This is a genomic window from Lactonifactor sp. BIOML-A5, from assembly GCF_009677585.1.
GTDB lineage: Bacteria > Bacillota > Clostridia > Lachnospirales > Lachnospiraceae > Lactonifactor.
Genome location: NZ_WKYV01000028.1, coordinates 1 through 24,002 on the forward strand (window position 1 = coordinate 1; position 24,002 = coordinate 24,002).

The following is a 24,002-nucleotide window of genomic DNA, read 5'->3' on the forward strand; positions in this document are numbered from 1 at the left end:
CCGTCCCCCTGCCACCTACACCTGCCGTCCTGAATCACCTTGAGCCGAAGTCCAAGCGCTACACCCCTAAATCCCAAGTTACCATTACAAAAAGCCGCAGAAATGCCCTTCCTTTCTTCGGCATTCCCGCGGCTCTCTGCTTAAATCACCCCGATACTATATCAAGTTTAATCCATAACTCACTCTACTCCTGTCAACTCTCCCGGATGTATTCTATTTTGTATTACCTCCTTGTCTTCGTCCATACCCCAGATTTGTTTACATAATACTTACCAACCCACTGTTTTGCTGCCATAGCACCGCTGGCCTTCAGATAATACCACTTACCGCTGACCTTTACCCAACCGGTTGCCATGGAACCATTGCTCTTCAGGTAGTACCATGTTTTTCCGTCCAGCAGCCAGCCTGTGGCCATCGCTCCATTGCTCTTCAGATAATACCAGGTCTTTCCGTCCAGCAGCCAGCCAGTTGCCATCGCTCCGTTACTCTTCAGATAATACCAGGTCTTTCCGTCCAGCAGCCAGCCCGTTGCCATCGCTCCGTTACTCTTCAGATAATACCAGGTTCTTCCGTCCAGCAGCCAGCCTGTGGCCATCGCCCCATTGGCTTTCAGGTAGTACCAGGTATTTCCTAACTGCAGCCAGCCCGTTGCCATTGCTCCGCTGTTCCTCAGGTAGTACCAGGTATTTCCCAACTGCAGCCAGCCCGTCACCATTGCTCCGCTGGCTTTCAGATAGTACCAGGTATTTCCCAGCTGCAGCCAGCCCGTGGCCATCGCTCCGCTGTCCTTCAGATAATACCAAGTATTTCCTTCCTGCAGCCAGCCTGTCTGCATATAGCCATCCTTGTCAAAGTAGTACCACTTTCCTCCAATCTGCTGCCAGGTGTCCTTGGTGAATGTTCCGTCACTGTTCACATACTGCCAGCGGCCCTGTGCATCCTGATTCCATCCGTTCTTAACGATTTCCTTATAAAGAGCTTTGACCGTCATATCCCCTGTTACATTGGAAAAGTCCTTGTCCCAGCCGGTGAATTCCCAGCCCGGTACTTCCGGTACCTCCGGTGCTGTGGCTGCATCACCTTCTTTTACTTTATCTGTGAATATTGTTTTTCCGTCTTTGCCTACGAAGGTAACTGTATATTCCTTTATTTCCGGCTCTATCCTGTCGCCTTTTACCTTCCACTCAATGATGCCTACGCCTGCTGCCTTTTTCATCATAGTTACCCGGAAAGAAGTGGTCACTACCGGATCAAAGGTTGTTACATTAAACTTATCCATCTCTGTTGCCATACCATCAGGGTTGGATACCTCTGTCCACTCATTGTTGTCATTCAAGTATTCATATTTGTAAGAAGATGGCACCTGGACACCGCCGTCTCCCCCCACACTGTTGTCAAAAAAGTACATTTCTGCAGTGTGAATATTCACAGGCTTATCCCAGGTATAGCTTACCCACTCTTCTGCTGCATCGTGATTTCCCCAGGTTCCAAAGTGTTTTACTCCATTTCCCAGAGAGGTTTCTGAGACAACTCCGTCATTAACGGCATCCAATGTCTCCCAGGAAGAGCAATAGCTTGCCTCTGTGTTTGCTGTAGCTTCTAATTTATCAGGATCATTATCCGGCGGGTTAATCAGACGGAAGCTGACCTCAACCGTCATATCCTTTGTTACATTTTCTAAGGTATAGGTACTATTTTCTCCTACCTCCACTGCTTTGCCGTCAATCAGCAGCTGTTTTACCATATAACCCTCATTGGGAGTCATAGTCAGCACCACATTGCCGCCTTCCGGAATGTTAACCTTATCTGCGGTAATGCTTCCGAACTTAGGCGTTCTGTTGTTCAGTGTCAGTGTATACCAGTTCTCCACATCTCCGCCCTCGTCAGACATCACAGTCTTAAAGTACGTATGGTAAGCGAAATTATATGCGGAATACATTGGTACGAAGGTCATACCATTTGTTTTTAATGTAGGAAGTCCATCTTCCGTGTCTACTTTTTTAATTGACTGGGACAAATCCGGAGAAAGAATCAGGGAAAGCCACTGTGTCTTATTATTTTTTGCTACCATTACCAGCGGTCCGTACATAAGGCTGGATACTGTACTTCCCTCCAGCTTGTCGGGTGTTTTGTCAAGATGATAGTCAAAAGGCATCGTAATCTCTACCACGTCACCGTTTTTCCAGTTTCTGTCAAGTTCCAGGTATGAGGACAGAGCGGCTGTCTCCTTCACTTCCTCCCCATTTACTTTCACAGTAAATCCTTTGGTTGCCCAATAGGGCACACGAAGCTTCATCTTAAATGTTCCGTCACCGTTTACGGTAAGTTTTGTACTCTCCGACGGGAATTGGTTTTCCTGCGTAACAGATACTCCCTTTTCCTCCCATTGTACGGTAGATGGCATATATAAGTTTACATAAAGTGTGTCATTACTCTTATAATATGCTGCCTCCTGGTATTTCACATGGTTTTCCATACCTGTACCGTGACAGCAGGTAAAAGAGTCATAGTCACCTCCATATGATTTTCTGACGCCCGGTCCAATGGGAAGCATATAGGTGGTTCCGTTATGCATGCTGGAGGTCGTCTCCTGATACTGAGATGCAATTATCTGGTTGTACAGAGTCCTCTCATAATAATCCATATAAGATGCATCATCCGGGCTGTACTGATACAGCTGCTTTGTTAGTTTCAGCATATTGTATGCGGCACAGGTCTCACAGTTTCTGTCAGACTCTATGTCATTGGCCTGGTTATAAGGAGTCTTAAAGTTTTCTCCTCTGCCCACACCTCCGATGGAGTACGCATATCTGCTGGTAACCATATCCCAGAAGTTCTTGCCGATATTATAATAGTAGGGATCCTTGGTTGCTTTATATTCTTCCATAGCCCCAACAATCTGTGGTATGTGCTGGTTTGCATGGCGTCCCTGAATATCATCAACATTTGCCGCCAGATTGTCAAAGAACTGCTTATTGTCAAAGAATTTTGCACCCTCCAGGTATTTTTCATCTCCTGTAATGTTATACAGTTTTGCCATTGACTCATTAAATCCGCCGAATTCGCCGGCAATATACATGCCCCACATTTTCTCTCTCTGCTCCGGGGTGCACGCGTTCAGACGTTCGTAAACCCAGCTTCCCAGATCCATGGCTGCCTCAAGCGCCTCCTCATTTCCCGTGTACTGGTAGGTATCCAGGAAACCAGCCATTATCTTATGTAAGGTATAATACGGCGCCCAAATAGTTGCATACGGTGTATACTGCTCCAGAAGCGCAAACTGGTCCGGAGAGTATGCACTGATAAAGCCTTCCCCCCATTCCCCGGGATTTGTGCTCCAGATACTCTGGTCTGCATTCTGAGGAGTTCCCTTTGTTTTAAAGTCTGCGGCATTGCCCTTGGACATCAGCTGCAGGGTGCGCAGTTCATGAATCATTTCTTCGGATTTGGCCTTTAGCTCCTCATCCTTTGTGGATGCATATGCAAGAGCCAGAGCGGACATATAGTGTCCGGTAGAATGCCCGCGCAGGAGCCCCTTTGGTTCATCCCACCCGCCTAAAGGCTTGGCGCCTTTTGTATCTTGTCCGAAGGTTGCCCGGAAGTTGTAAAGCATTCTGTCATTATCCAAAAGTTTCAGGTACTCTACGGTTCTTTCCCTGTTCTGTGTCAGAATAGAATCCCCATCCAGAGTAATTTCACTGAGATCCATGGTCTCTGCCTGAATTTCCAGAGGCGTCTGGGCCTCATCTACAACATTTACCGTTGCCTCAATGGGCATAGCCTCATCCACAATCTTGCCGGATACCTTAAATGTTCCCTCTTTGCTGTAGTCTTCTTTCTCAATCTTTGCCGGCCATATAGTTTTTAGTTCTTTGGATGTTTTATCAGAATACTGAACCGTCACATAGGCGGGCAGAGAAGGAGAAACACCAACTCTGGTCTTTACGGTAATGGGGGAGTAGGACTCAATGGATGCTGTCTCAACCTTAGGAAGAACTGTAACCTCAAAGTCTCTGGTACTCTCCGCACCATCTTTTTTTGCCGTAGCTGTAAGTACCGCACCCCTGGCTTCCTCTCCTATCTCCGGTCTTGTAATTACACCCTCTTTGGTGATTACTTCAGGAGCAGATGTGTCCCAGGTAATAGCTGAGCCCCATTCTCCCTCTGACGGGAGTTTCAGGCTGCTGGTCAATGCGCTCAGATCCCCCAAATCCAGGACCTCCAGATCGTGGGCTACAATTTTATCTCCGTCAGGCACTGCGGGCACGGTAATGTCAAAGACTCTTTCTACATTCTGAGCCGTCCCGTAAGATCCCTGTACTGTTAATTTTACAGCAGCATCCGGCTGGCCTGCTTCAGGCCTGGTAACCTTACCTGTTGCCGGATCAATAACGTCCTCTTTGTCACAGCTCCATACAAACTGTGATCCATTGGCTCCTGTCTCGGGCAGCGTCAGATCTTCGGTTATCTGAGACAGATCCCCAAGATCAATTGCTGCCAGATCTGCAGAGACAATTCCCTCGTCGGTCACGTCGAATAAGCCGTTCACTTCATTCTCATCCATTGCATAGTTATAAATTGAAAAATCCGCAAACAGCCCCCTGGTTGCAGGATCTGAAAACTGTCCCCGGCCTATATAATTCTGGGTAGATTCTGCCAGATCCTCTAACCCTGCAGTCAGCCCCTCTCTCTGGGCTACCATCTGTCCGTTTTCATAGAGCGTCAGCGTATGATTGGCCCCGTCCAAAACTACTGTGGTGAGCACCCACTTATTTTTTTCAATGCCCTCTTCTTTCTGGGCAGCCTGTTCCTCACCCCATCCGTTTACTGTAATAGCTGTGGCATAGCCTTTTGCTCCATCATTGGCACCGTCAGACAGCAGATACAGATATTTGTTTGTGTCAGAACCAAAGTCCCAGATCCTCTGATATGCCTTATCCGTAGGAAGATTTACCCAGCAGTTAATGGTTGCGCTTTCCATATTATTAAAAATACCTGTGGGAAGTTCAAGGTATCCCCCTTCTTCTCCCCCTGGGAGTGATAATGCTCTCACATCAGTCCCATAAATATTGGCATCAACGATTTCCGTTCCTCCCTTATCCATATTGCGGATTACGCCGGCTCTTGTCCCGTCCTCGGACTCATCCTTTACTATGGTAGAGTTTACTTCCTGGAAATCATAATGTACTATTTGTTTTCTCGTTGTTTCCGCCTGTACACTAATGCCCTCTTCTTCCGAAAGCTCCAGTCCGTAAGCCGCAGCATCCCCCTGCTCTTCCTGTGCAGGTTCGTTTTCCGGGCCCTCTATGCCCTCTTCTGCAACAATGCCATTTTCCTCAGCAGCCAGTACAGAGGCCGGAGGAAGTACAGTAGTAGAAACCATCGTCCCTGCAAGAAGCAGTGACAGCATCTGCATTTTGTTTTTACGCATCTAAACTTCTCCTTTCAGCTATATTTTTTCCCATATAAGCTCCTCTTCTGCATCCCGGGAACAGGGATGTAAGAGCATATACAGCTCCTTCATTGTGTAAAGCATATAAATTTCTTTCCATAAACAAAACCTCCCTTATAAAAAGCGTACAAGTTACTGCTCGTTTTTGCCGCTTTATTATAAGAGAGGTTGTCTGTTTTGGTAATTCTAATTATTTAAGAATAGTGGACTATCTTCAACTTAAATCCTCTTACTTCTGTACATCTAACATGAATGCTGCCTCCTTTGGAGATTTCTGTTCAGCTACCATCTGATACACCGATTGAGAAAGCTGTTTTGACAAAACATTCCAGGAAGGAATAGAAGATCGTACTACTGCCCCTGCCATTTGCTCTTTAAATACCTTAAGATTGGTATCCTCCGGTATTTCTATATTCATTTTTGCAGGCAGAATCTGCGCTTCCTGACAGAATGCCTGCATCACCTGGTCCTGGTTATAATACTCCAGAAACTTCTTGGCCCCTTCTACATTTTTGCCCTTCAGAATCCCCAGATTTTCACCGCCTACAATCACACTGCTGATCTTATCCGCGGGCAGGGGACTGACGCCATACTCTATTCCCTCTTCATCTAACATGGGCAATACCCATGGACCATTCTCCATCATCGCAGCGCCCCCTTCCGCAAATACCCTGCCCACATCATTCTGGGACATATTAATACAGTCGCCCGCCATGTAGTTATTATCAATCATACGTTTCAGGAACGCCAATGCCTTTTCCGTTCCCTCCCCGCCTATCTCTGATGCATTCTCACCGGTTGATAATATCCATGGGAGAATCTGAAACGCCCCCTGTTCCCCTTCCACCGCGGACATAAGAAAGCCGCTGCAGGACTCTGTGGACAGAGCCGCCGCCGCCTGTTCCAGCTCCTCCCAGCTTTCGGGGGGATCTATATTCTTTTCTTCCAGCATCTTTTTATTATAGATCAATGCGGCATTGTTGCAGTTCATGGGAAGACCGTACATATGGCTCCCGTAGGAAACCGTCTCTACCAGAGACGGATAGTAGTCCTTTTTAACACCAAGTTTTTTCAGAAAGCCTGTAATATCCTCAAACAGCCCCATCTTTATAAAGGCAGACATATCCGGGTTGTCAATGATTGCCAGATCCGGCAGCGCTTTCTCGGTGTATGCCATAGATAGTTTTTTGGTAAACTCCGTCATCGGTACATATTTCCACGATGCTTCGTAGCTGTTTTGGGAGCGGTTAAACCCACGGATCACCTTATCCAGGGCACTGCACTGGGCATCTGTCTCAAAATAGGTCCATATTTCAATTTTTTCCCGTTTCTTTTCTTTCTCCGGCGAGGCATTCCCTCCCCGGCAGCCCGCCAGCATACCCGCTAAAAGAGTAACTGCCAGTCCTATCCATATATATAATCTTTTCATAACTCCTCTTTCCTCAGTGCAGCGCTCTGTAGTCCCCGGGCGAGATTCCTTCTACATCCTTAAAAACACGGTTAAAATACTTGGCATCCGCATATCCAACCTCTTTCGCAATCTTATAGATTTTCTTATCAGTATCCTTAAGCAGACGTTTCGCGTGACTGATGCGGAACTTTTTGAGAAAAACAGAAAAGTTCTGCTCCATCTCCCGGTTAAACAGAGTACTCAGATATTCGGGGGTGATATCCAGACTGGCAGCCACCTTTTCCAGAGAAATGCTCTCCTGATAATGGTTTCTGATGTAATCTAAGGCCCTTTTGATTGTATAGTTGCTGATATTTTCTCTCTGGCTTAAACCGGATGCAAGGATACGTATCTCCCGGTTAAGAGTATCCTCCAGCTCCTTCCGGGTAACTGCAGTTCCTATACTTTTCATAAGATTCAGGTTAAGCAGCTGTTCATAGAGTCTCCTGTTCCCTTCCTGGCTGAGGCTTAACATAAAGTGTGCCATTCTTATGTATCCTTCCCTGATCTGATCGGGTTTCACTCTCAATTCCGCCATATAGTGAATAAATCTCTGTCCCGCCTTATATACCTCTTCTTTCTTTTCTCCGTAAAATGCAGTCTGCAGCTGATGTTCCAGTTGCACCGGGTAAACATACTCCACAGGCCGATATTCCTGGATTCTCTCCTTGCTGATAAAACCAGTATCCCCCAGTATCATGCCATACGGGTACTGCTCCCTTACCTTCTGATAGGTTACTCCTATATTTTCCAGCCCCTCAAAGATGTTCTCTGTCCACACCCATCCATGGCTGTACAGTACGTTTTGAAGCAATTTGCGTTCCAGCTCTCCTTTTACGCTTTCCCAATTTTTATTCTCCGTCAGGCAGATAAATTCCCTGGTATTCTCTATGTAAAAGTAATAAAACCTTTGACCAGGAAACTTTCCCCGGAGCTTTCCGAATCTCTGCATACACTGTTTCCGTTCCTCCTGGGTAGCACAGCCTGTGTAGGCGCACAATAGCCGGAATGAGCCTGCGACCGGGAGAGATAAGGCTTCTCCAACCTCAAAAATCTTACTAGAATCATATTCGCTCTGAATCAGAATATCCCTCAGCTCCCTTTCCGGTGAATTCTGCAATCTGGCTGACCTTTCCCTCAGGATCTTTTTCTGAATGGAATCCAGCAGACAAATTACATCCTCCGGGGCCAGGGGTTTAATCAGATAGTCATCCACCCCGTACCGTATGGCCTGCTTTGCATATTCAAACTCAGAATATCCGCTTAAGATTACAAAATGCCGGGCCGAACCCTGTTCGTAAAGATTGCGGATCATTTCCAGTCCATTCATTTCCGGCATCCTAATGTCCGTAATAACAAGATCCGGTTCATACAATTCTGTCAGCTCCAGGCCTTCCCTTCCATTTCTTGCCTCGCCGACCACGGTATGTTCCGTATGATTTTCTATTAAATTGGCCATCCCCCTGCGAATTTTAACTTCATCTTCCACCACTAATATTCTCATCACTTACCCCCGTCTATAATTGGCACCCGCAAGGTTATTACGGTTCCCATGCCGGAAATGCTGTTTACATGCCACTCTGCCTGGTCTTTGTAATACATTCTCAGCCTGGAGAATGCATTTTGCAGGCCAATTCTGTCCGACTCATCCTCAACTGCTCTGATGGGATCATTGTAAAGCTCTACCAGGTTCTCAGGCATTCCTTTGCCGTTGTCCTCAATAATGAGAAGTATTCTGTCCTCCCCCGGGGACAGGCCGATGTCCACACGGAGAAGACCGTCTCCATCCATGTCCTTTAAACCGTGAAGAATGGCATTTTCAATAAAAGGCTGTAACAGCAGTTTATAAATCCATTTTTTTCTAGCTGCATCCTCCACATGCACCTCAAAGGTAAACACCCCCTCAAAGCGCATCTGCTGAAGGCTCATATATTTTTCAATCCAGTCCTCCAGGTCCTTGATGGTTACCATCCCATTGCTTTTATCTATACTGTACCGGAGTATCACCCCCAGATTCCGGAGCATCTTGCTTATCTCATACTCCCCCTGCTCAATGGCCATCCAGTTGATAGAGTCCAGGGTATTATACAGAAAATGGGGATTAATCTGTGCCTCTAAGGCCCTCAGTTCAGCATTTTTTTGCCTGTCCACCGCTTCTTTCACTTCCCGTATGAGCTGTTTTACCTTTGCTGTCATCTTGTTAAAATCTTCTGCTATATCGCCGATCTCATCGTGCTGGGTAATGGGAATCGTCACATCAAGATTCCCTTCCTGTACTTCCTTTATCCCATCTACCACCTGATGCACAGATCTGTTTATGTCTTTCACCAGACAGAAGATAGCGGCAGAGGCCCCCACAATTGCAAGCACCCCTATCATAATATAAATCAGCTGCGCCTTCACAACATCCCGCAGCATAAAATCCTTGTTATATGCGTTGTAAAAGGTCCATCCGGTTACCGGATCCTCATAGGAATTCACAGCTAAATTCTTATTTTTCATAAGCCCCGTTTCTTCCACAAAGTCTTCTATGGGCATCTTTGGATCTTTTCTAACTCCTGAAAATGCTGCATCCGGGTATGCAACTATAACATCCTCCTCCGTCATAGGAAAATTAATCCCCATCCCCTCCTCCTGCTCAGGGGTATTGCAGATGCTGTTGAGCACCTGCTCATCTATAGTCATCACAATGGTTGCTATACTTCCCTGTTCCAGCCGGTCTGCATCAAACACCTTTTTGGAGATATGAAAATAATGCTTCTTTTCCCCTCTCTCCTGAAAGGTCATGGTTGGTGTAATTGTGGATCCCGTGCCATGGATGGCGTCCTTATAGGGCTGTATCTTCCGCAGATCTTTGTAGTCCTTCCACAGATTGTTCATATAAGAATCCGTCTCAAAATCATATACCACCGCCTTTCCGTCACTGCAGATCACACTGATGCATCGGATCCCGGAATCGGCAGTATTATACTGCTTCAAACGATTATTAATTTGATTGTATGCCACAGCCTGAGAGCTGCTGTTGTCCATTAGTATCTTAATATTTTCCGTAATAAGCTCATCCTGATACATCTGATAGAGAGAATTGGTATAAATCTGTAAATTGAGATTTGTACGGTCTGCTATCCTGACAAGATTATTGATCATCAGCTGATCAACTTTATCTGTCATATTTTTCGCATTCAAAACAAAAGACACCGTCAGAATAAGGGCAATGGGCAACAGAGCTGTGAGAACGAATATTATCATAAGCTTTGACTGGAATTTGCTGTTTTTATATCTATTTTTTAATGTCTTCATAACGCTCTCCCTTTTGGGAAACTTTAGAACCACAGCTATCATACCATAGATTTAGAAAAATATTAAGCAGGTCGGGCAGGTTTCGTCTAACCATTTAGTCCGCCCTTTCTGCAAGCATACAGCCTATCTGATTCCCTTTTTTTTATCAGTTCTATCTGTCCGGACACACGAAGAACAGCTTCTAAAATCCCATTCGTATTTTCAGGTTTCTCCAGATAATCAGATACTCCGATAGATAATGCCTCTTTGGCATAGTTAAAGTCTCTGTATTCACTGATAAGCAGAATCTTAATTTCAGGAATCCTCTCCTTAATCCTGCGGCTTAATTCCAGTCCGTCAATAGACGGCAGATGCACATCTATTATTACAATCTGGGGGTTATCCCGGACAACCTCAGAAAGAGCCTCCTCCCCTCCGCCCGAAGCAGCGCGAAAGATAAACCCCTGTTTCTCCCATGGGATCTGATACATTATTTCATCCCTGACCATATGCTCAGCCTCTACTAAAAATACCTTCATACTTTACACCCCTGTGATTCCTTTGTCTTGTCTTATTATATAGCTGCTGCCCCCGCGGCTAAATTCTAAATATCTAAGAACAGTAGACAATTCTAATATAAATAAGGGAAAGAGCATTACAACGGATTCCATAGCTGAACTATGTGAGGCGTTAAACTGCCAGTGGGGGAACCTGATGGAATACGTACCTGATCACTCACAAGATGATATGGAGCAATATACCTTTTCTGATTCCATTAAAGCAGGTATTTACGATGATTTTTCCATAGATTTCTCACGACTCAATATTTAATGGATTTCCGCCCGATGTTTTACAGCATGGGCGGTTTTCTTTGCCCCCATCCTATTTTCTGGGCTTTTATGTATGATAAAGAACGGGGATGCAGCCCTGACTCTGGAGAAACAGAGACTTTCGTGTAAAAGAGCTTACCCCTAAAATGAGGAGTGCCCAGGTACCGGGTACCTGGGCAATTATTATGAAAAAATTTTATATGTGTAATGAAAACATTACCAATATACTTGTCAAAGTAGTTCTTTGAACTTTCTATATAATACCAACGTCATTTGAACATAATATGAACATTTTATGAATAAATTGTAAAATATAATAAATTTGCCTATATTTTTCTTTAGTACAAAAAGAAAAATGTTCTATTTGCACAACCCATTATTTTTCATATGCGCTTACCATGTACAGTACGCATTATTTTAACGCTTTAATTGAAAAAATTGTCGAAAAAGTTCACAATACCGTCCCAAAGTCTCTGGAAAAAGTTACCCACCTTCTCCTTATCCGCATCACTTAAGTTCAGATCCAGCTTACTCAGCTTATCATACAAATCTTTTGCCTGAGATTTCAGGTCGTCAATATTCAGATTCAATCCGTCAATCTTGGACATTAAGTCCACAATTTTCTGCCTGTCCGCTTCGGAAAGATTGACCTCCAGTTCCTCGGCTGCCTGGGTAACAATCTTTTCTACCTCCTTAGGATCCGCATTCTCTGCCTCTACAACTTTTTCTTTCACAGCACCGATAAGCTGCTCCGCCTTTTCTGAATCCCCGATATCCTCCCCCAGCTGGCTGGTGACCACCAGCTCATTTGTAGCGGTATCCACACTTTCCGCAGAGACGGTTTCTCCTGTCATATTCTCATAAGATTTAATCGCGCCTACCAGCGCCGCCGTACCGGAGATCTTGAACGGTCCCGCCACATTAATATCCGCGTCCTGGATACCAGCCGTTGCCAGCGCATTCTGGTACATCCCCACAGTACAATAGGAAATATTCTGGGTCTTTACCTTGATACCATAACCGCTTTCTTTTCCCACTACAAGTACAGAGGAAAGAGCTCTGGAGCCAATCACGCTGGCATCCAGATAGCCATCCAGATATTTATGCTCATCCTTATTGGTCACTTCCGCAACCGTATAGTTTTTTAATTCATCTTCCGTAACCCCCAGCAACTCAAGGACCTTTGCACGCTCGTCCTGCTTTAAATCTGATCCCAGGGAAATATATGGTGTTTCAAGCTTCGCATCCTCTCTGTCTGCCATAACAGCCATAGGTGTCATAACTGTCATGATACCTGCCAGAAGAACCGCCAATCCTCTTTTCTTCATTTTACTTGCTCCTCTCTTATTTCCTTAATTACTCCCCAATGGCATTGCCATTACTTCCCACCCATTATATCACAGAACATTTTTCATTACACTTAAATAAGAATTAAGATTTTCTAATTTATTTTGGCTTTTCCATACAATTATGCTAAAATAAAAGTAATATTTTACAGAGGTGATAACCATGATATCCGGCAGCCAGGAAATGATCCGTGACATTAACAGACGACTGGTTTTAGAAAAAATAGTGAATAACGGGCCCATCTCCAGGGCCGCCCTTGCAAAGGCCCTGCACTTAACCAAGGCTACTATATCAAATATTGTGCAGGAGCTTTTAGATCAGAAACTGGTCACTGAGATCGGCAGCGGGGATACTGCTATGGGGAGAAAACCAATTATGCTGGCCTTTCCACAGGACAGCGGGCATGCCCTGGCTGTAAATATCGGCGTAGATCAGATCACTCTGCTCACTTCTGATCTTAAGGGACAAAATTGTGCGGTCAGAGAATATCCCTTCCCACAAAGAGAACCGCTCCTGAAGTACCTGACCAGAGTTCTTCACAGTACTATTGACAGTCTCCCGGCCACAACTCATGGGGTAGTGGGAATCAGCATTGCAATTTACGGAGTGGTGTACGAGAATACATTACTTTTTACTCCTTATTATAAGATGCCCCAGCCCGATCTTTGCAGCCTGCTGGAAGAAGAATTTGGGATACCTGTAAAAGCGGAAAACGAAGCTAACCTTTCTGTTCTGGGTGAATCTGCCTTCCACTTTAACTATCAGGATATGATTATGATTAATGTTCACGATGGTATCGGCATGGGAATCTTAATCCAAGGTCATCTCTATACCGGTCACAACGGTTATGCAGGTGAATTCGGGCACACAATCCTTTATCCTAACGGAAAGCTCTGTCCCTGCGGCAACAGGGGGTGCATTGAACAGTACGCCTCTGAGACAGCCATTTTGAAGGAATATGCGCGCAGGAGATATCTGCCGTCTATTACACTGGACGATTTTCTTTATGCATATCGGTCCAATGAACCGGTAGCCCTGGATATGATGGACCTCTTTGTTCAGTATATGTCCATTGCTATCAACAATGTACAGAATACCTTTAATGCAGACCTGATTGTGCTCAACAGCGCTTTTACCAATTATATTCCGGATTTGATCCAGAGGATACAGAATTCCTTAGGCACCATGCAGAACAGGGACTGCCGGGTTATCTTATCCCAGCTCCAGGATATTTCAGGGCTGATAGGAGGGGTTCGGATCAGTGTGGAAAATTTCCTGGAAATTGAACATCTGAAGATCGATGCGGCAACTCTCGGCACCAGATAGATATTTTTTTAACATTCATAAATCTTTCGATCTTTATTCATGATTTCTTCACAAGTTTAACATGAATTCATCATATTTAACAGCTATACTATAAACATAAAAATAATACAGGAACAAGATTATTTTTATAATTTTCTTTTTCATATGTCGACAAATGTCGACTCTCCTTCCTTTAATATAAATGGAACGCTAGCGATAGCGTTCCATTTTTTGTTTCCCTTATTTACTTAATTCATTGCTTAACCTTCCGAATTCCTCCAGAGTCAGCGCCTCTCCCCGGATTCCCGCAGGATAACCGCAGTTTGCAATGGCCTGCTGAATCTCCTCCTTGGTAAAGGACAGCCCGGGATCATTATTGAGACCGTTGGCCAGTGTTTTCCGCCTTTGATTAAAAGAAGCGCGTATCAGACGGAATAGCAGCTTCTCATCCTTCACCACTATGGGAGGAATTTTATGGCGGGTGAGGCGTATGACTGCGCTTCCCACCTTAGGCCTGGGCATAAAACAGTTTGCAGGTACATTCGCCACAATGTACGGCTCTGCGTAATACTGTACTGCCAGAGACAGGGCCCCGTAATCTTTAGACCCGGGACCCACCTGCATCCTGTCTGCCACTTCTTTCTGCACCATAACTGTTATGGAATCTATAGGGACATGGTTCTCAAAAAGTCCCATAATAATTGGAGTTGTAATGTAATAAGGCAGATTGGCCACTACTTTAATGGGTCTACCCCCGTTTCGCTCTTCCGCAAGCTTCTGGATATCTACTTTTAATATATCATCATGAATCACTGATACATTTTCAAAATCCTGTAACGTGTCCTGCAGGATGGGGATGAGCGCTTTGTCTATCTCCACCGCTACTACTTCCCTGGCCGCTGCGGCCAGGTACTGAGTCATGGTACCGATTCCCGGCCCAATCTCAAGGACAAAATCATCCTTCGCAACCTGGGAAGCCTTAACTATCTTGTCCAGCACATGTGTGTCAATGAGGAAGTTTTGTCCAAACTTTTTCTGAAAGACAAAATCATATTTCTGCAGGACTTCTATAGTCCGTTTTGGCTCTCCCAGATAGGGTTCAATCATATGGCATGCTCCTTATATATCAAAATCTTTTTCATAGAGGATAATTCTGTTGTCCTCATCTACATGACGTTTGGAAATCTTCCTTCCCAGTCTTCGCGTTCCCCGCTCCGCATGGTAGATTGCCCCGTCAACCATATCTTTTACCTGAGATACAGTGATTGGCTCGTCTTCATCCTGATTGTCTCCAATCATGGTATAAAGTGCCAGCACACCCATCTCATCCATCTTATATCCCAGCTCCTTTGCATAGGTTCTGGCAAAAGAGACAAGTTCATCGTTAGTAAAAACAGGGATTGTAACAGTCGCTGCAAACTTCTCGGCAAAAACAGGGTACTGTTCCAAAAATTCTCTCATGGGTTTTTTCTGCCCCTCCAGAATCACAGTAAGTCCGTCCGTCCGGAAGTCCATAGCCTTTGACAGCTTAGTTACTGTATCCTGGTTCATCTCACTTGCATTTTCTATAATTAAGAACCCTCCGGACAGCTTGGATACAATGCTTACCGGATCTTTTTCATTTAACTTAGCACCTTCTATGTTCGCAGTTTTCGCCGCCTCCATCCTGCGCTCTTTACAGATGGCTTTGACAATACTCTGACATAATCTAGTCTTTCCAGCACCCGGTCTTCCAACAATAATAAGATTTCCTGTCTTGGAGGTTTTGTCCCACGCTGCCTCCTGTGCTGCGTCCAGGGCCTCTTTTATCTGTTCCTTAATTCCGGGAATCTGCTGAAAATACGTAAAAATCCGCTTTTCTTCTTCCTTTGTAAGGTGGTGGCGAAGCAGATCTCCCTCTTCGTCCCTATCCTTCTCAATATCCTCAGGAAATACAAAATCTTCTTTATCTACATCTGTAAAATCAAAGGATTCCGCTTCTTCCTGCCCGTGTTCCTCAGGCTCCGGCTCCTTCTGAAGCTCTTCCTCAAGGTTGATGGTGATTCCAAGGTCCTCTCCATTATCCTCTTCGGGCCCTGAGAATACAGGGACTGTATCTGACAGTAAGTCGTCAGGCAGCCGGAAAATCTCCTCCTCAGTACTTTCCCCGGCAGATGCCTCAAGGGGAACTATGACCTCTGGATTTGGAGTATCTATTGGCGTCCAGGTACCTGGCTGATCTGTGGGTACTTTCCGGATTTTTTCCTCCGGCTCTGCGGGCTCCTGTATATTCTCCTCGGTTTCCCCTGAGGCAACGGACGCCTCCGCCATCTCCGGAACTTCTATCGGCGCATCCTCCTGCACGGTTGCGGATTCTCCGCTTATCTCTTCCCACGTCTCCGCAGTCTCTTCAACCATGTCGCTTATTTCTGATGACTCTTCCCTGGAAGCTTCTTTCTCTGGACTATCCTCTTCCACTGTATCCTGGGATTCTGCTTCCTCCCCAGCTTCTTCCTTCTGCTCAGGTGCCTCGATACTCTCATCAGGTACTGGAATCGTATCAGGTGCTTCTTCCCCTTCAGGAATCACAACTGCCCTGGTTTCTCCGAAATCAATCTTTTCTTTTTCCTCTGCCGGACTCTCCTCCTCCAGAGAACCGGAGGATATCTCCTGAGCCAGATTATTGGCTGTCTCTGCAAGTATGGCATCAATATCCACGTCATAATTCTTGTAATCCAGCTCACCCCTGGTCTTTTCTTCCTCGGATAAGGATTCCGGCACATCAAAAGGCTTTGACGCTGCGGGTTTTACATGGGAAACTGTCTCGGCTGCTACTGCCGCTTTCTTAATGGCATTAGAAAGGTTGATTGCGCTCACAGGCCGTGACCCGCTGAAGTCTTCCGGCTCCAGCTCTTTGACCACATAGTCCTTTGTATCTTCAAAAGGCGTGTATTGCGTAATATCCGGCTCTGTCTCTCCTTCTTCCGGCGTATTCTCCTCAGCAATTTCCTGAATCTGGGGTTCCTCTTTTTGACCGCCCCCGAATACATCTCTGATCCCCTGTGCGATCTTTTCCTGAAAAATTCCCGCGTTTTCACGGACCGGAGCAAAAAGAGATGGTTCCTCCACGGGAGTCTCTTTCTTCTCTGGTTTCTCTTCCTCTGCCGCTTCCACTGCAGCCTCTTTCTTCTCTGGCTCTTTTCTTTTCTGAGCCTTAGCCTCCAGCGCCGCCTTTTCTTCCAGGTACGTTCTTGTCTTGAAACGGTTGTCATACTTTTGCTGCTGGTCTCTTGTAAGAGGTGCATAATTCATCTTCAGCTCCATGGCCTTTGTTACAAAACGTCCCTCGCTGAACCACAGGATCAGGTCGTCGCACTCCTCAATACATCTTTCCCTCATACCAGCCTTTGCATACAGTCTTGCAAGTTCGTACGCCCATCTCTCTGTATATTCCCGGCTTTTATATTCCTCCAGAATTGCGATCTGATCTTCAATGGGAGCGCGCCTTGCCTTGTAAATCTTATATTTTAATATATATTTTGTATTATCATTGGGCGCCCGCTTTACAAACTCATCGTAATAGCCTGCGGCTTCGTCAAAATCCTTCAGCTTCAGCGCCAGTTCTACCAAACGATACAGTACAGATTTCCCAATAGGTGCCCGTTCATATGCCAGAAGTAAAATCTCCCTGCTGTCATCATACTTGTGATTGGCTTCATAAATCTCCCCTACCATACACAAAGTACGAGCACTTTTCACCCGCCGCCAGTCTATCGTCTCGCAGATTTTCAGTGCCCCCTCATAATCCTGATTATCAACCAGGTCATTGATTTGATCTAATTTAACCCGATATTCATATTTATCCAATGTATTCACCTCTAACTCGTATTTACCGTCACTTACTGTAAAAGTACCTGATATCCCATAGTTGTCTCAAGTTTATCATAACGGAAATATGTTGTCAAAGTAAATGGGTGGAAAATTGAGTTTACATGGCGGAACTAAGGGCTTTTAAAAGGATCTAAAAGAATATTAAATTTCTATAAATTGGATTTTATATTCTATTACGCAAAATGAGAAGCCTTGTGCGGAAGGCTTCTCATTTTTATTCTTTACATTTGAGTTTCTTCTATAAATATGCAGGTTGAGAACATGCCGTTCCCTTTTAGTCTTCTACCACTACCTTATCCAGATGCCAAATCTCATCCACATATTCCTGGATGGTCCGGTCTGAAGAAAACTTTCCGCTTGAGGCTGTATTCAGAATTGCACTTTTAGCCCAGCCCCTCTGGTCTCTGTAAGCAGCCTCCACCTTTTCCTGGGCTCTGGCATAGGATTTGAAGTCAGCCAGTGTAAAATACGTATCCGGTTTATCGCTGCTCTTAGTATTGAGCAGTGAATTATATAAATCACGGAAACGCTCGGGATCCCTCGGGGAGAAGGTCCCATTAATGAGCTGCATCAGTACATTACGGATATCGGGATCTGTATTGAAATAGAAATTAGGGTCATAGCCTCCGTTTTGTTCGAAGTTGATTACCTCATCAGAGCTCAGGCCGAAGATAAATGCATTATCCTCCCCTACTTCCTCCACGATCTCTACGTTAGCCCCGTCCATAGTGCCAATGGTCAGGGCTCCGTTAAGCATAAACTTCATATTGCCAGTTCCGGAAGCCTCTTTGCTGGCCGTGGATATCTGTTCGGAGACGTCGGCCGCCGCAAAAATGATTTCCGCATTGGATACCCGATAGTTTTCTATGAATACTACCTTTAATTTCCCTTTGATGGAAGCATCATTGTTTACCACATCCGCTACAGAATTAATGAGTTTGATGATTAGCTTCGCACGGTGATAACCGGCGCTTGCCTTTGCCCCAAATATAAATGTCCTCGGATAGAAATCCAGCTCCGGATGCTCCTTCATCTTATTATACAGATACATCACATGCAGGATATTCAGCAGCTGGCGTTTATACTCGTGCAGCCTCTTGACCTGAACGTCAAAGATTGACCTGGGATCCACTTCAATTCCGTTGTGCTCCATAATATATTTTGCCAGACGCAGCTTATTCTGGTACTTAATATTCATAAATTCCTGCTGGGCCTTTTCATCGTCTGCATAGATTTTTAGCTTGGAGATCTGACTGAGATCTGTGATCCAGTCTCTGCCGATATGCTTTGTCACCCAGTCTGACAGCAGGGGATTGCCGTGAAGCAGAAAGCGCCTCTGTGTAATCCCATTTGTCTTATTGTTGAATTTCTGGGGCATCATTTCATAGAAATCCTTTAGTTCCTTATTCTTTAAGATTTCTGTATGCAGTCTTGCCACACCGTTTACGGAATAGCTTCCGGCTATGGCAAGATGAGCCATTTTTACCTGGCCGTCGTAAATTATAGCCATTTTCTTTATCTTTTCCTGGTTGCCCGGATACATCTGCTGTATCTGGATCAGAAAACGGCGGTTGATCTCCTCCACAATCTGGTAGATCCTGGGGAGAAGCCGTGAAAACAGTTCAATGGGCCATTTTTCCAGTGCTTCCGCCATAATTGTATGGTTTGTGTAGGCACAGGTCCTTGTGGTGATATCCCAGGCATCTTCCCAGGACAATTTTTCCTCGTCCACAAGAATACGCATCAGTTCCGCTACAGTTACTGTGGGGTGTGTGTCGTTTAACTGGAAGGTTACCTTACTGGGAAGCTCGTGAATATCTCCGTGTTTTTTCTTAAACTTCTCCACTGCCGCCTGAATGCTTGCCGAGATAAAGAAGTACTGCTGTTTCAGTCTCAGCTCTTTTCCTGCGTAATGGTTGTCGTTGGGGTAGAGAACCTCCACAATGTTGCGCGCCAGATTCTCCTGCTCTACTGCTTTCCTGTAGTCTCCCTTATCAAAGGAATCCAGCTGGAAATCATTGATTGCCTCTGAATCCCAGATGCGGAGGGTATTTACAATCTGATTATTATAGCCTACAATTGGGAGATCGTAAGGAATTGCCCGAACAGACTGGTAATCTTCCTGTACAAACTCATTGCGTCCTGTTGAAGGATCATACACAACTCTCACATGGCCGCCGAACTTTACTTCCTTTGCATATTCGGGACGGCGCAGTTCAAAGGGATAGCCGTCTTTCAGCCAGGCATCCGGAACTTCAATCTGATATCCATCTTTAATTTCCTGTTTGAACATGCCGTAGTGGTAGCGGATCCCGCACCCGTAGGCACAATAACCCAGAGTAGCCAGGGAATCCAGGAAGCAGGCGGCCAGGCGGCCCAGTCCTCCATTTCCCAAAGCAGGATCCGGTTCCTCATCCTCTATGGCATTCAAATCAAATCCCAGCTCCTCCAGGGCTTCCTTCACCTCGTCATACGCGGTAAGGTTTAACAGATTATTGCCCAATGCCCTTCCCATCAAAAATTCCATGGACAGGTAATAGACAATCTTGGGATCTTCTTTGTCAAACTGTTTCTGGGATTTCAGCCAGTTGTCAATAATGACATCTTTCACTGCGTAGGATACTGCCTGGAAAATCTGCTGGGGCGTTGCCTCATCCATGGTCTTTCTGTACAGAGATCTTATATTGCTCTTTACGCTTTCTTTAAAGGTTTCTTTGTCAAACTGTTTGCTAATCATTATTTCGCCTCCTCTTTCTATCAGATGCTTCTGATACGGGACAGATGATACTCTGTCCTGTGTGGTTCCATTATCAAGAATGACATGAGTATGATACCCATGTCATCTTCGGTAATCTATTCCCCGAGGGGGAACCCTCCGGGGTCATTTCATTCATTACACTCTTTCAACGCCCATTCTAACATCTTCTGTATTGATTTTCCACTCTTTTTCGTAACCTTTGATTTCATTTAACACAATCCGATCAGCCAGAACCTCATCTTTAATCTCACTTTCATGACAGCGGATGATTCCTTCTAACACAAGATTGTCGGAAATATAAACATTGATTCTGTCCATTACTTCGAATCCGGCTTCTTTTCTCATGGTCTGGATCTTGCTGATTATCTCCCGTACAAAGCCTTCCTCGATAAGTTCCGGTGTCAAGTTTGTATCCAGAACTACTGTTACTTCATTATCGGACTCCGATACATAACCTTCAGTCTGGGCTGTATCGATTAACAGATCTTCCTCTGAAAGCTCCACCTTATTTCCATCAATATCCAGCACCAGGACACCTGCCGCCTTTAATTCATCCATTGCTTTATTTCCGTCCAGCTCCGTGAGGGCTTTGCGGATTCCGTTCAGTAATTTACCGTATTTTGGTCCCACTGTTTTCAGCTGGGGCTTAAAGGTATAGGAGGTAAAGTCTCTCACATCTTGAGTAAACGCAATCTCCTTTACATTCAGCTCATCGGTTATAATGTTCTGATAAAATTCCGGCAGGGTGAATCCTGCTTTTACAAACATCTTTCCAATGGGCTGTCTGTTCTTGATATTAGCTGTATTGCGGCACGCTCTTCCCAGCACTACAACGTCAAGAAGATTTTCCATATTATTTTCTAATTCTTTATCAATCCAGTCTACGTTAGCCACAGGGAAGTCGCACAGGTGGATGCTCTCGGGCGCGGCGCTGTCAATGCTGCAGACTAAGTTCCGATAAATTTCTTCTGTCATAAACGGAATCATAGGGGCCGCTACTTTGGAAACCGTTACAAGAGCCGTGTACAGGGTCATATACGCATTGATCTTATCCTGCTCCATTCCCTTTGCCCAGAAGCGCTCTCTGCTGCGGCGAACATACCAGTTACTCATATCATCCACAAAATCCTGCAGCGCCCTGGCACTTTCCGGGATTCTGTAGTTAGCAAGATTGTCATCTACTGTCTGGATCAGTGTGTTTAGCTTGGAGAGAAGCCATTTATCCATTACTGAGAGCTTGTCGTATTCCAGGCTGTATTTTGTGGCATCAAATTCATCAATATTTGCATACAGGACAAAGAATGCATAGGTATTCCAGAGAGTACCCATAAATTTACGCTGTCCCTCCTGCACAGCCTTTCCATGGAAACGGTTCGGCAGCCATGGAGCACTGTTAACATAAAAATACCAGCGGATAGCGTCTGCTCCATACAGCTCCAGAGCTTTAAAGGGATCCACTGCGTTTCCCTTGGATTTGCTCATTTTCTGTCCTTTTTCGTCCTGGACATGCCCCAGTACGATTACATTTTTATACGGCGCCTTATTAAAGATCAGCGTGGAGATGGCAAGCAGTGAGTAGAACCATCCTCTTGTCTGATCCACAGCCTCTGAGATGAAATCTGCAGGGAACTGTGCTTCAAAAAGCTCTTTATTTTCAAAGGGATAGTGATGCTGTGCAAACGGCATGGCCCCTGAGTCAAACCAACAGTCAATAACCTCCGGAACCCTGTGCATCTCTTTGCCGCACTTCGGGCAGCGGATCGTCACTGCGTCAATATAAGGGCGGTGCAGTTCAATCTCGTCCGGACAATTGTCTGACATGGATTTCAGTTCTTCCACACTGCCGATGGAATGCATATGGCCGCACTCACACTCCCAGATATTCAGAGGGGTACCCCAATAGCGGTTACGGCTGATTCCCCAATCCTGCACATTCTCCAGCCAGTCCCCGAAACGCCCCTTTCCTATGCTCTCCGGAATCCAGTTGATTGTGTTATTGTTGCGGATCAGGTCCTCTTTTACTGCTGTCATTTTTATGAACCAGGACTCTCTGGCATAATAGATCAGCGGAGTATCACAGCGCCAGCAGTGGGGGTAGCTGTGCTCAAAAAGAGGAGCTTCAAAAAGAAGACCTCTGTCCTCCAGGTCCTTTAACACCATAGGATCTGCCTGTTTGCAGAAAGTTCCTTCCCAGGGGGTCTCTTTCGTCATCTCGCCCTTCTCGTCCACCAGCTGTACAAAGGGAAGATCATATTTCCTGCCCACATTGGCGTCATCCTCACCAAATGCAGGGGCAATGTGTACCACGCCCGTACCGTCAGTAAGGGTTACATACGTATCGCATGTAATATAATATGCCTTTTTCTCCAGATTAACAAACGGGAAGAGAGGCTCATACTCTTTATATTCCAGATCCCTGCCTTTATATGTCTCTATGATTTTTGCATCTTCCCCCAGTACCTTTCCCACCAGGGCTTCCGCCATATAATACGTACGGTGATCCGCTTGCACCTTCACATAGGTCTCTTCAGGGTTCACACAGAGCGCCACATTAGAGGGGAGCGTCCACGGAGTCGTGGTCCATGCCAAAAAGTAGGCATCCTCCCCCTTCACCTGAAAACGTACAATAGCCGAACGCTCTTTTACATCCTTATACCCCTGTGCCACCTCATGGCTGGACAGAGGCGTACCGCAGCGCGGACAATAAGGCACAATCTTATATCCTTTGTATAACAGCCCCTTTTCCCAGATCTGCTTCAGGGCCCACCACTCAGATTCAATAAAAGAGTCATGATAGGTCACATATGGATTGTCCATATCAGCCCAGAAACCCACAGTAGAGGAAAAGTCCTCCCACATTCCTTTGTATTTCCACACACTCTCTTTGCAATGCTTGATAAATGGCTCCAGACCGTATTCCTCAATCTGTTCCTTGCCATCCAGCCCCAGCATCTTCTCCACTTCCAGCTCCACCGGAAGACCGTGAGTATCCCACCCTGCCTTTCTGGGAACCATATATCCCTTCATAGTGCGGTATCTTGGGATCATATCCTTAATTACGCGTGTCAGCACATGGCCAATGTGCGGTTTTCCATTCGCTGTAGGAGGGCCGTCGTAAAAAGTATACGTAGGGCCATCCTTCTTAGTTTTCATACTCTTTTCAAAAATATGGTTCTCTTCCCAAAACTTTTCCGTCTGCTTCTCTCTGTCTACAAAATTCAAATCCGTAGAAACCTTTTGATACATGATATATATTCCTCCTTTTCTTAAAAGGGGACGTGTTCTTTCTAGAAAGAACACGTCCCAAAATCAGATTGGGGTGTCCCCATTTCACTCTGCCCTGTCCCTAATTAACAAAAAAAGCTCCCGTCCCGTAATAGGACGAAAGCCACTGGTTTCGTTAACCACCTGTTACACATACTAACATACGCGTTCCGGATAACGGGGGAAAGCCGTCTTCGCATACTCTGCCAGTTCTTACTTCTGTCATTTCCGCTGGAAACTCTGGAGTGATATTCAGTGACTGTTACTATGCATCAGGCTCTCACCGTCCCCGACTCGCTTTGGCTTTTTGCAACCACCTACTGTCTCCGTCATTGTTTTTTCTATATTCTCCGATATATTATACTTACTTGAGGAATGAGTTGTCAAGGTATGAAAGAAATAAATTTGCTATATAATACAAAATCATCTATAATGGGTTTAGATTTT

At 45.4% G+C, this 24,002-nt stretch carries 12 protein-coding genes; 1 reads left to right on the forward strand and 11 read right to left on the reverse strand.

Going from position 1 to position 24,002, the window contains the following annotated elements; translation table 11 throughout:
* Nucleotides 1-223: 223 nt before the first annotated feature.
* The 7 genes from GKG41_RS23795 to GKG41_RS18495 all read right to left on the reverse strand — a co-directional run bounded on the left by GKG41_RS23795 (nucleotide 224) and on the right by GKG41_RS18495 (nucleotide 12,339).
* Entirely contained in the window at nucleotides 224-5,431 is a 5,208-nt protein-coding gene (locus tag GKG41_RS23795) for a beta-L-arabinofuranosidase domain-containing protein (RefSeq protein WP_154261326.1), read from the reverse strand.
* Nucleotides 5,424-5,552, reverse strand: a complete 129-nt coding sequence (locus tag GKG41_RS23800) for a hypothetical protein (RefSeq protein ID WP_279233641.1) — start codon at nucleotides 5,550-5,552, stop codon at nucleotides 5,424-5,426. The genes GKG41_RS23795 and GKG41_RS23800 overlap by 8 nt, the downstream gene beginning before the upstream one ends.
* A 129-nt stretch (nucleotides 5,553-5,681) precedes the next feature.
* Nucleotides 5,682-6,881: a sugar ABC transporter substrate-binding protein gene (locus tag GKG41_RS18470; protein ID WP_154261328.1), complete on the reverse strand. Its 1,200-nt coding sequence runs from the start codon at nucleotides 6,879-6,881 to the stop codon at nucleotides 5,682-5,684.
* Between the two features lie 13 nt (nucleotides 6,882-6,894).
* A complete protein-coding gene (locus tag GKG41_RS18475) occupies nucleotides 6,895-8,406 on the reverse strand; it encodes a response regulator (protein ID WP_154261329.1) in 1,512 nt (503 codons plus the stop codon).
* On the reverse strand, nucleotides 8,406-10,202 hold the full coding sequence (locus GKG41_RS18480) for a histidine kinase (RefSeq protein ID WP_154261330.1): 1,797 nt from the start codon (nucleotides 10,200-10,202) through the stop codon (nucleotides 8,406-8,408). The genes GKG41_RS18475 and GKG41_RS18480 overlap by 1 nt, the downstream gene beginning before the upstream one ends.
* A gap of 86 nt (nucleotides 10,203-10,288) precedes the next feature.
* Entirely contained in the window at nucleotides 10,289-10,720 is a 432-nt protein-coding gene (locus tag GKG41_RS18485) for a response regulator (RefSeq protein ID WP_154261331.1), read from the reverse strand.
* Nucleotides 10,721-11,436: 716 nt separating this feature from the next.
* The gene (locus GKG41_RS18495; protein WP_154261332.1) at nucleotides 11,437-12,339 is read right to left on the reverse strand and encodes a DUF1002 domain-containing protein; all 903 of its coding nucleotides are present in this window, start codon (nucleotides 12,337-12,339) and stop codon (nucleotides 11,437-11,439) included.
* Between the two features lie 181 nt (nucleotides 12,340-12,520).
* On the opposite strand from GKG41_RS18495, the gene GKG41_RS18500 reads away from it, so the two are divergent.
* Nucleotides 12,521-13,684, forward strand: coding sequence for an ROK family transcriptional regulator (locus GKG41_RS18500; protein ID WP_154261333.1), 1,164 nt, complete (start codon nucleotides 12,521-12,523; stop codon nucleotides 13,682-13,684).
* A 219-nt stretch (nucleotides 13,685-13,903) separates the two neighbouring features.
* On the opposite strand, the gene rsmA is transcribed toward GKG41_RS18500, so the two are convergent.
* The 4 genes from rsmA to ileS all read right to left on the reverse strand — a co-directional run bounded on the left by rsmA (nucleotide 13,904) and on the right by ileS (nucleotide 23,537).
* Nucleotides 13,904-14,770 (reverse strand): 16S rRNA (adenine(1518)-N(6)/adenine(1519)-N(6))-dimethyltransferase RsmA, encoded by an 867-nt coding sequence (rsmA, locus tag GKG41_RS18505; RefSeq protein ID WP_154261334.1) that lies wholly within the window; start codon nucleotides 14,768-14,770, stop codon nucleotides 13,904-13,906.
* Between the two features lie 12 nt (nucleotides 14,771-14,782).
* A complete protein-coding gene (locus GKG41_RS18510; RefSeq protein WP_154261335.1) occupies nucleotides 14,783-17,509 on the reverse strand; it encodes a hypothetical protein in 2,727 nt (908 codons plus the stop codon).
* Nucleotides 17,510-17,807: 298 nt separating this feature from the next.
* Nucleotides 17,808-20,267 (reverse strand): glycogen/starch/alpha-glucan phosphorylase, encoded by a 2,460-nt coding sequence (locus tag GKG41_RS18515; protein ID WP_347563349.1) that lies wholly within the window; start codon nucleotides 20,265-20,267, stop codon nucleotides 17,808-17,810.
* Between the two features lie 159 nt (nucleotides 20,268-20,426).
* Nucleotides 20,427-23,537: an isoleucine--tRNA ligase gene (gene ileS / locus GKG41_RS18520; RefSeq protein ID WP_154261337.1), complete on the reverse strand. Its 3,111-nt coding sequence runs from the start codon at nucleotides 23,535-23,537 to the stop codon at nucleotides 20,427-20,429.
* Between the last annotated feature and the right edge of the window lie 465 nt (nucleotides 23,538-24,002).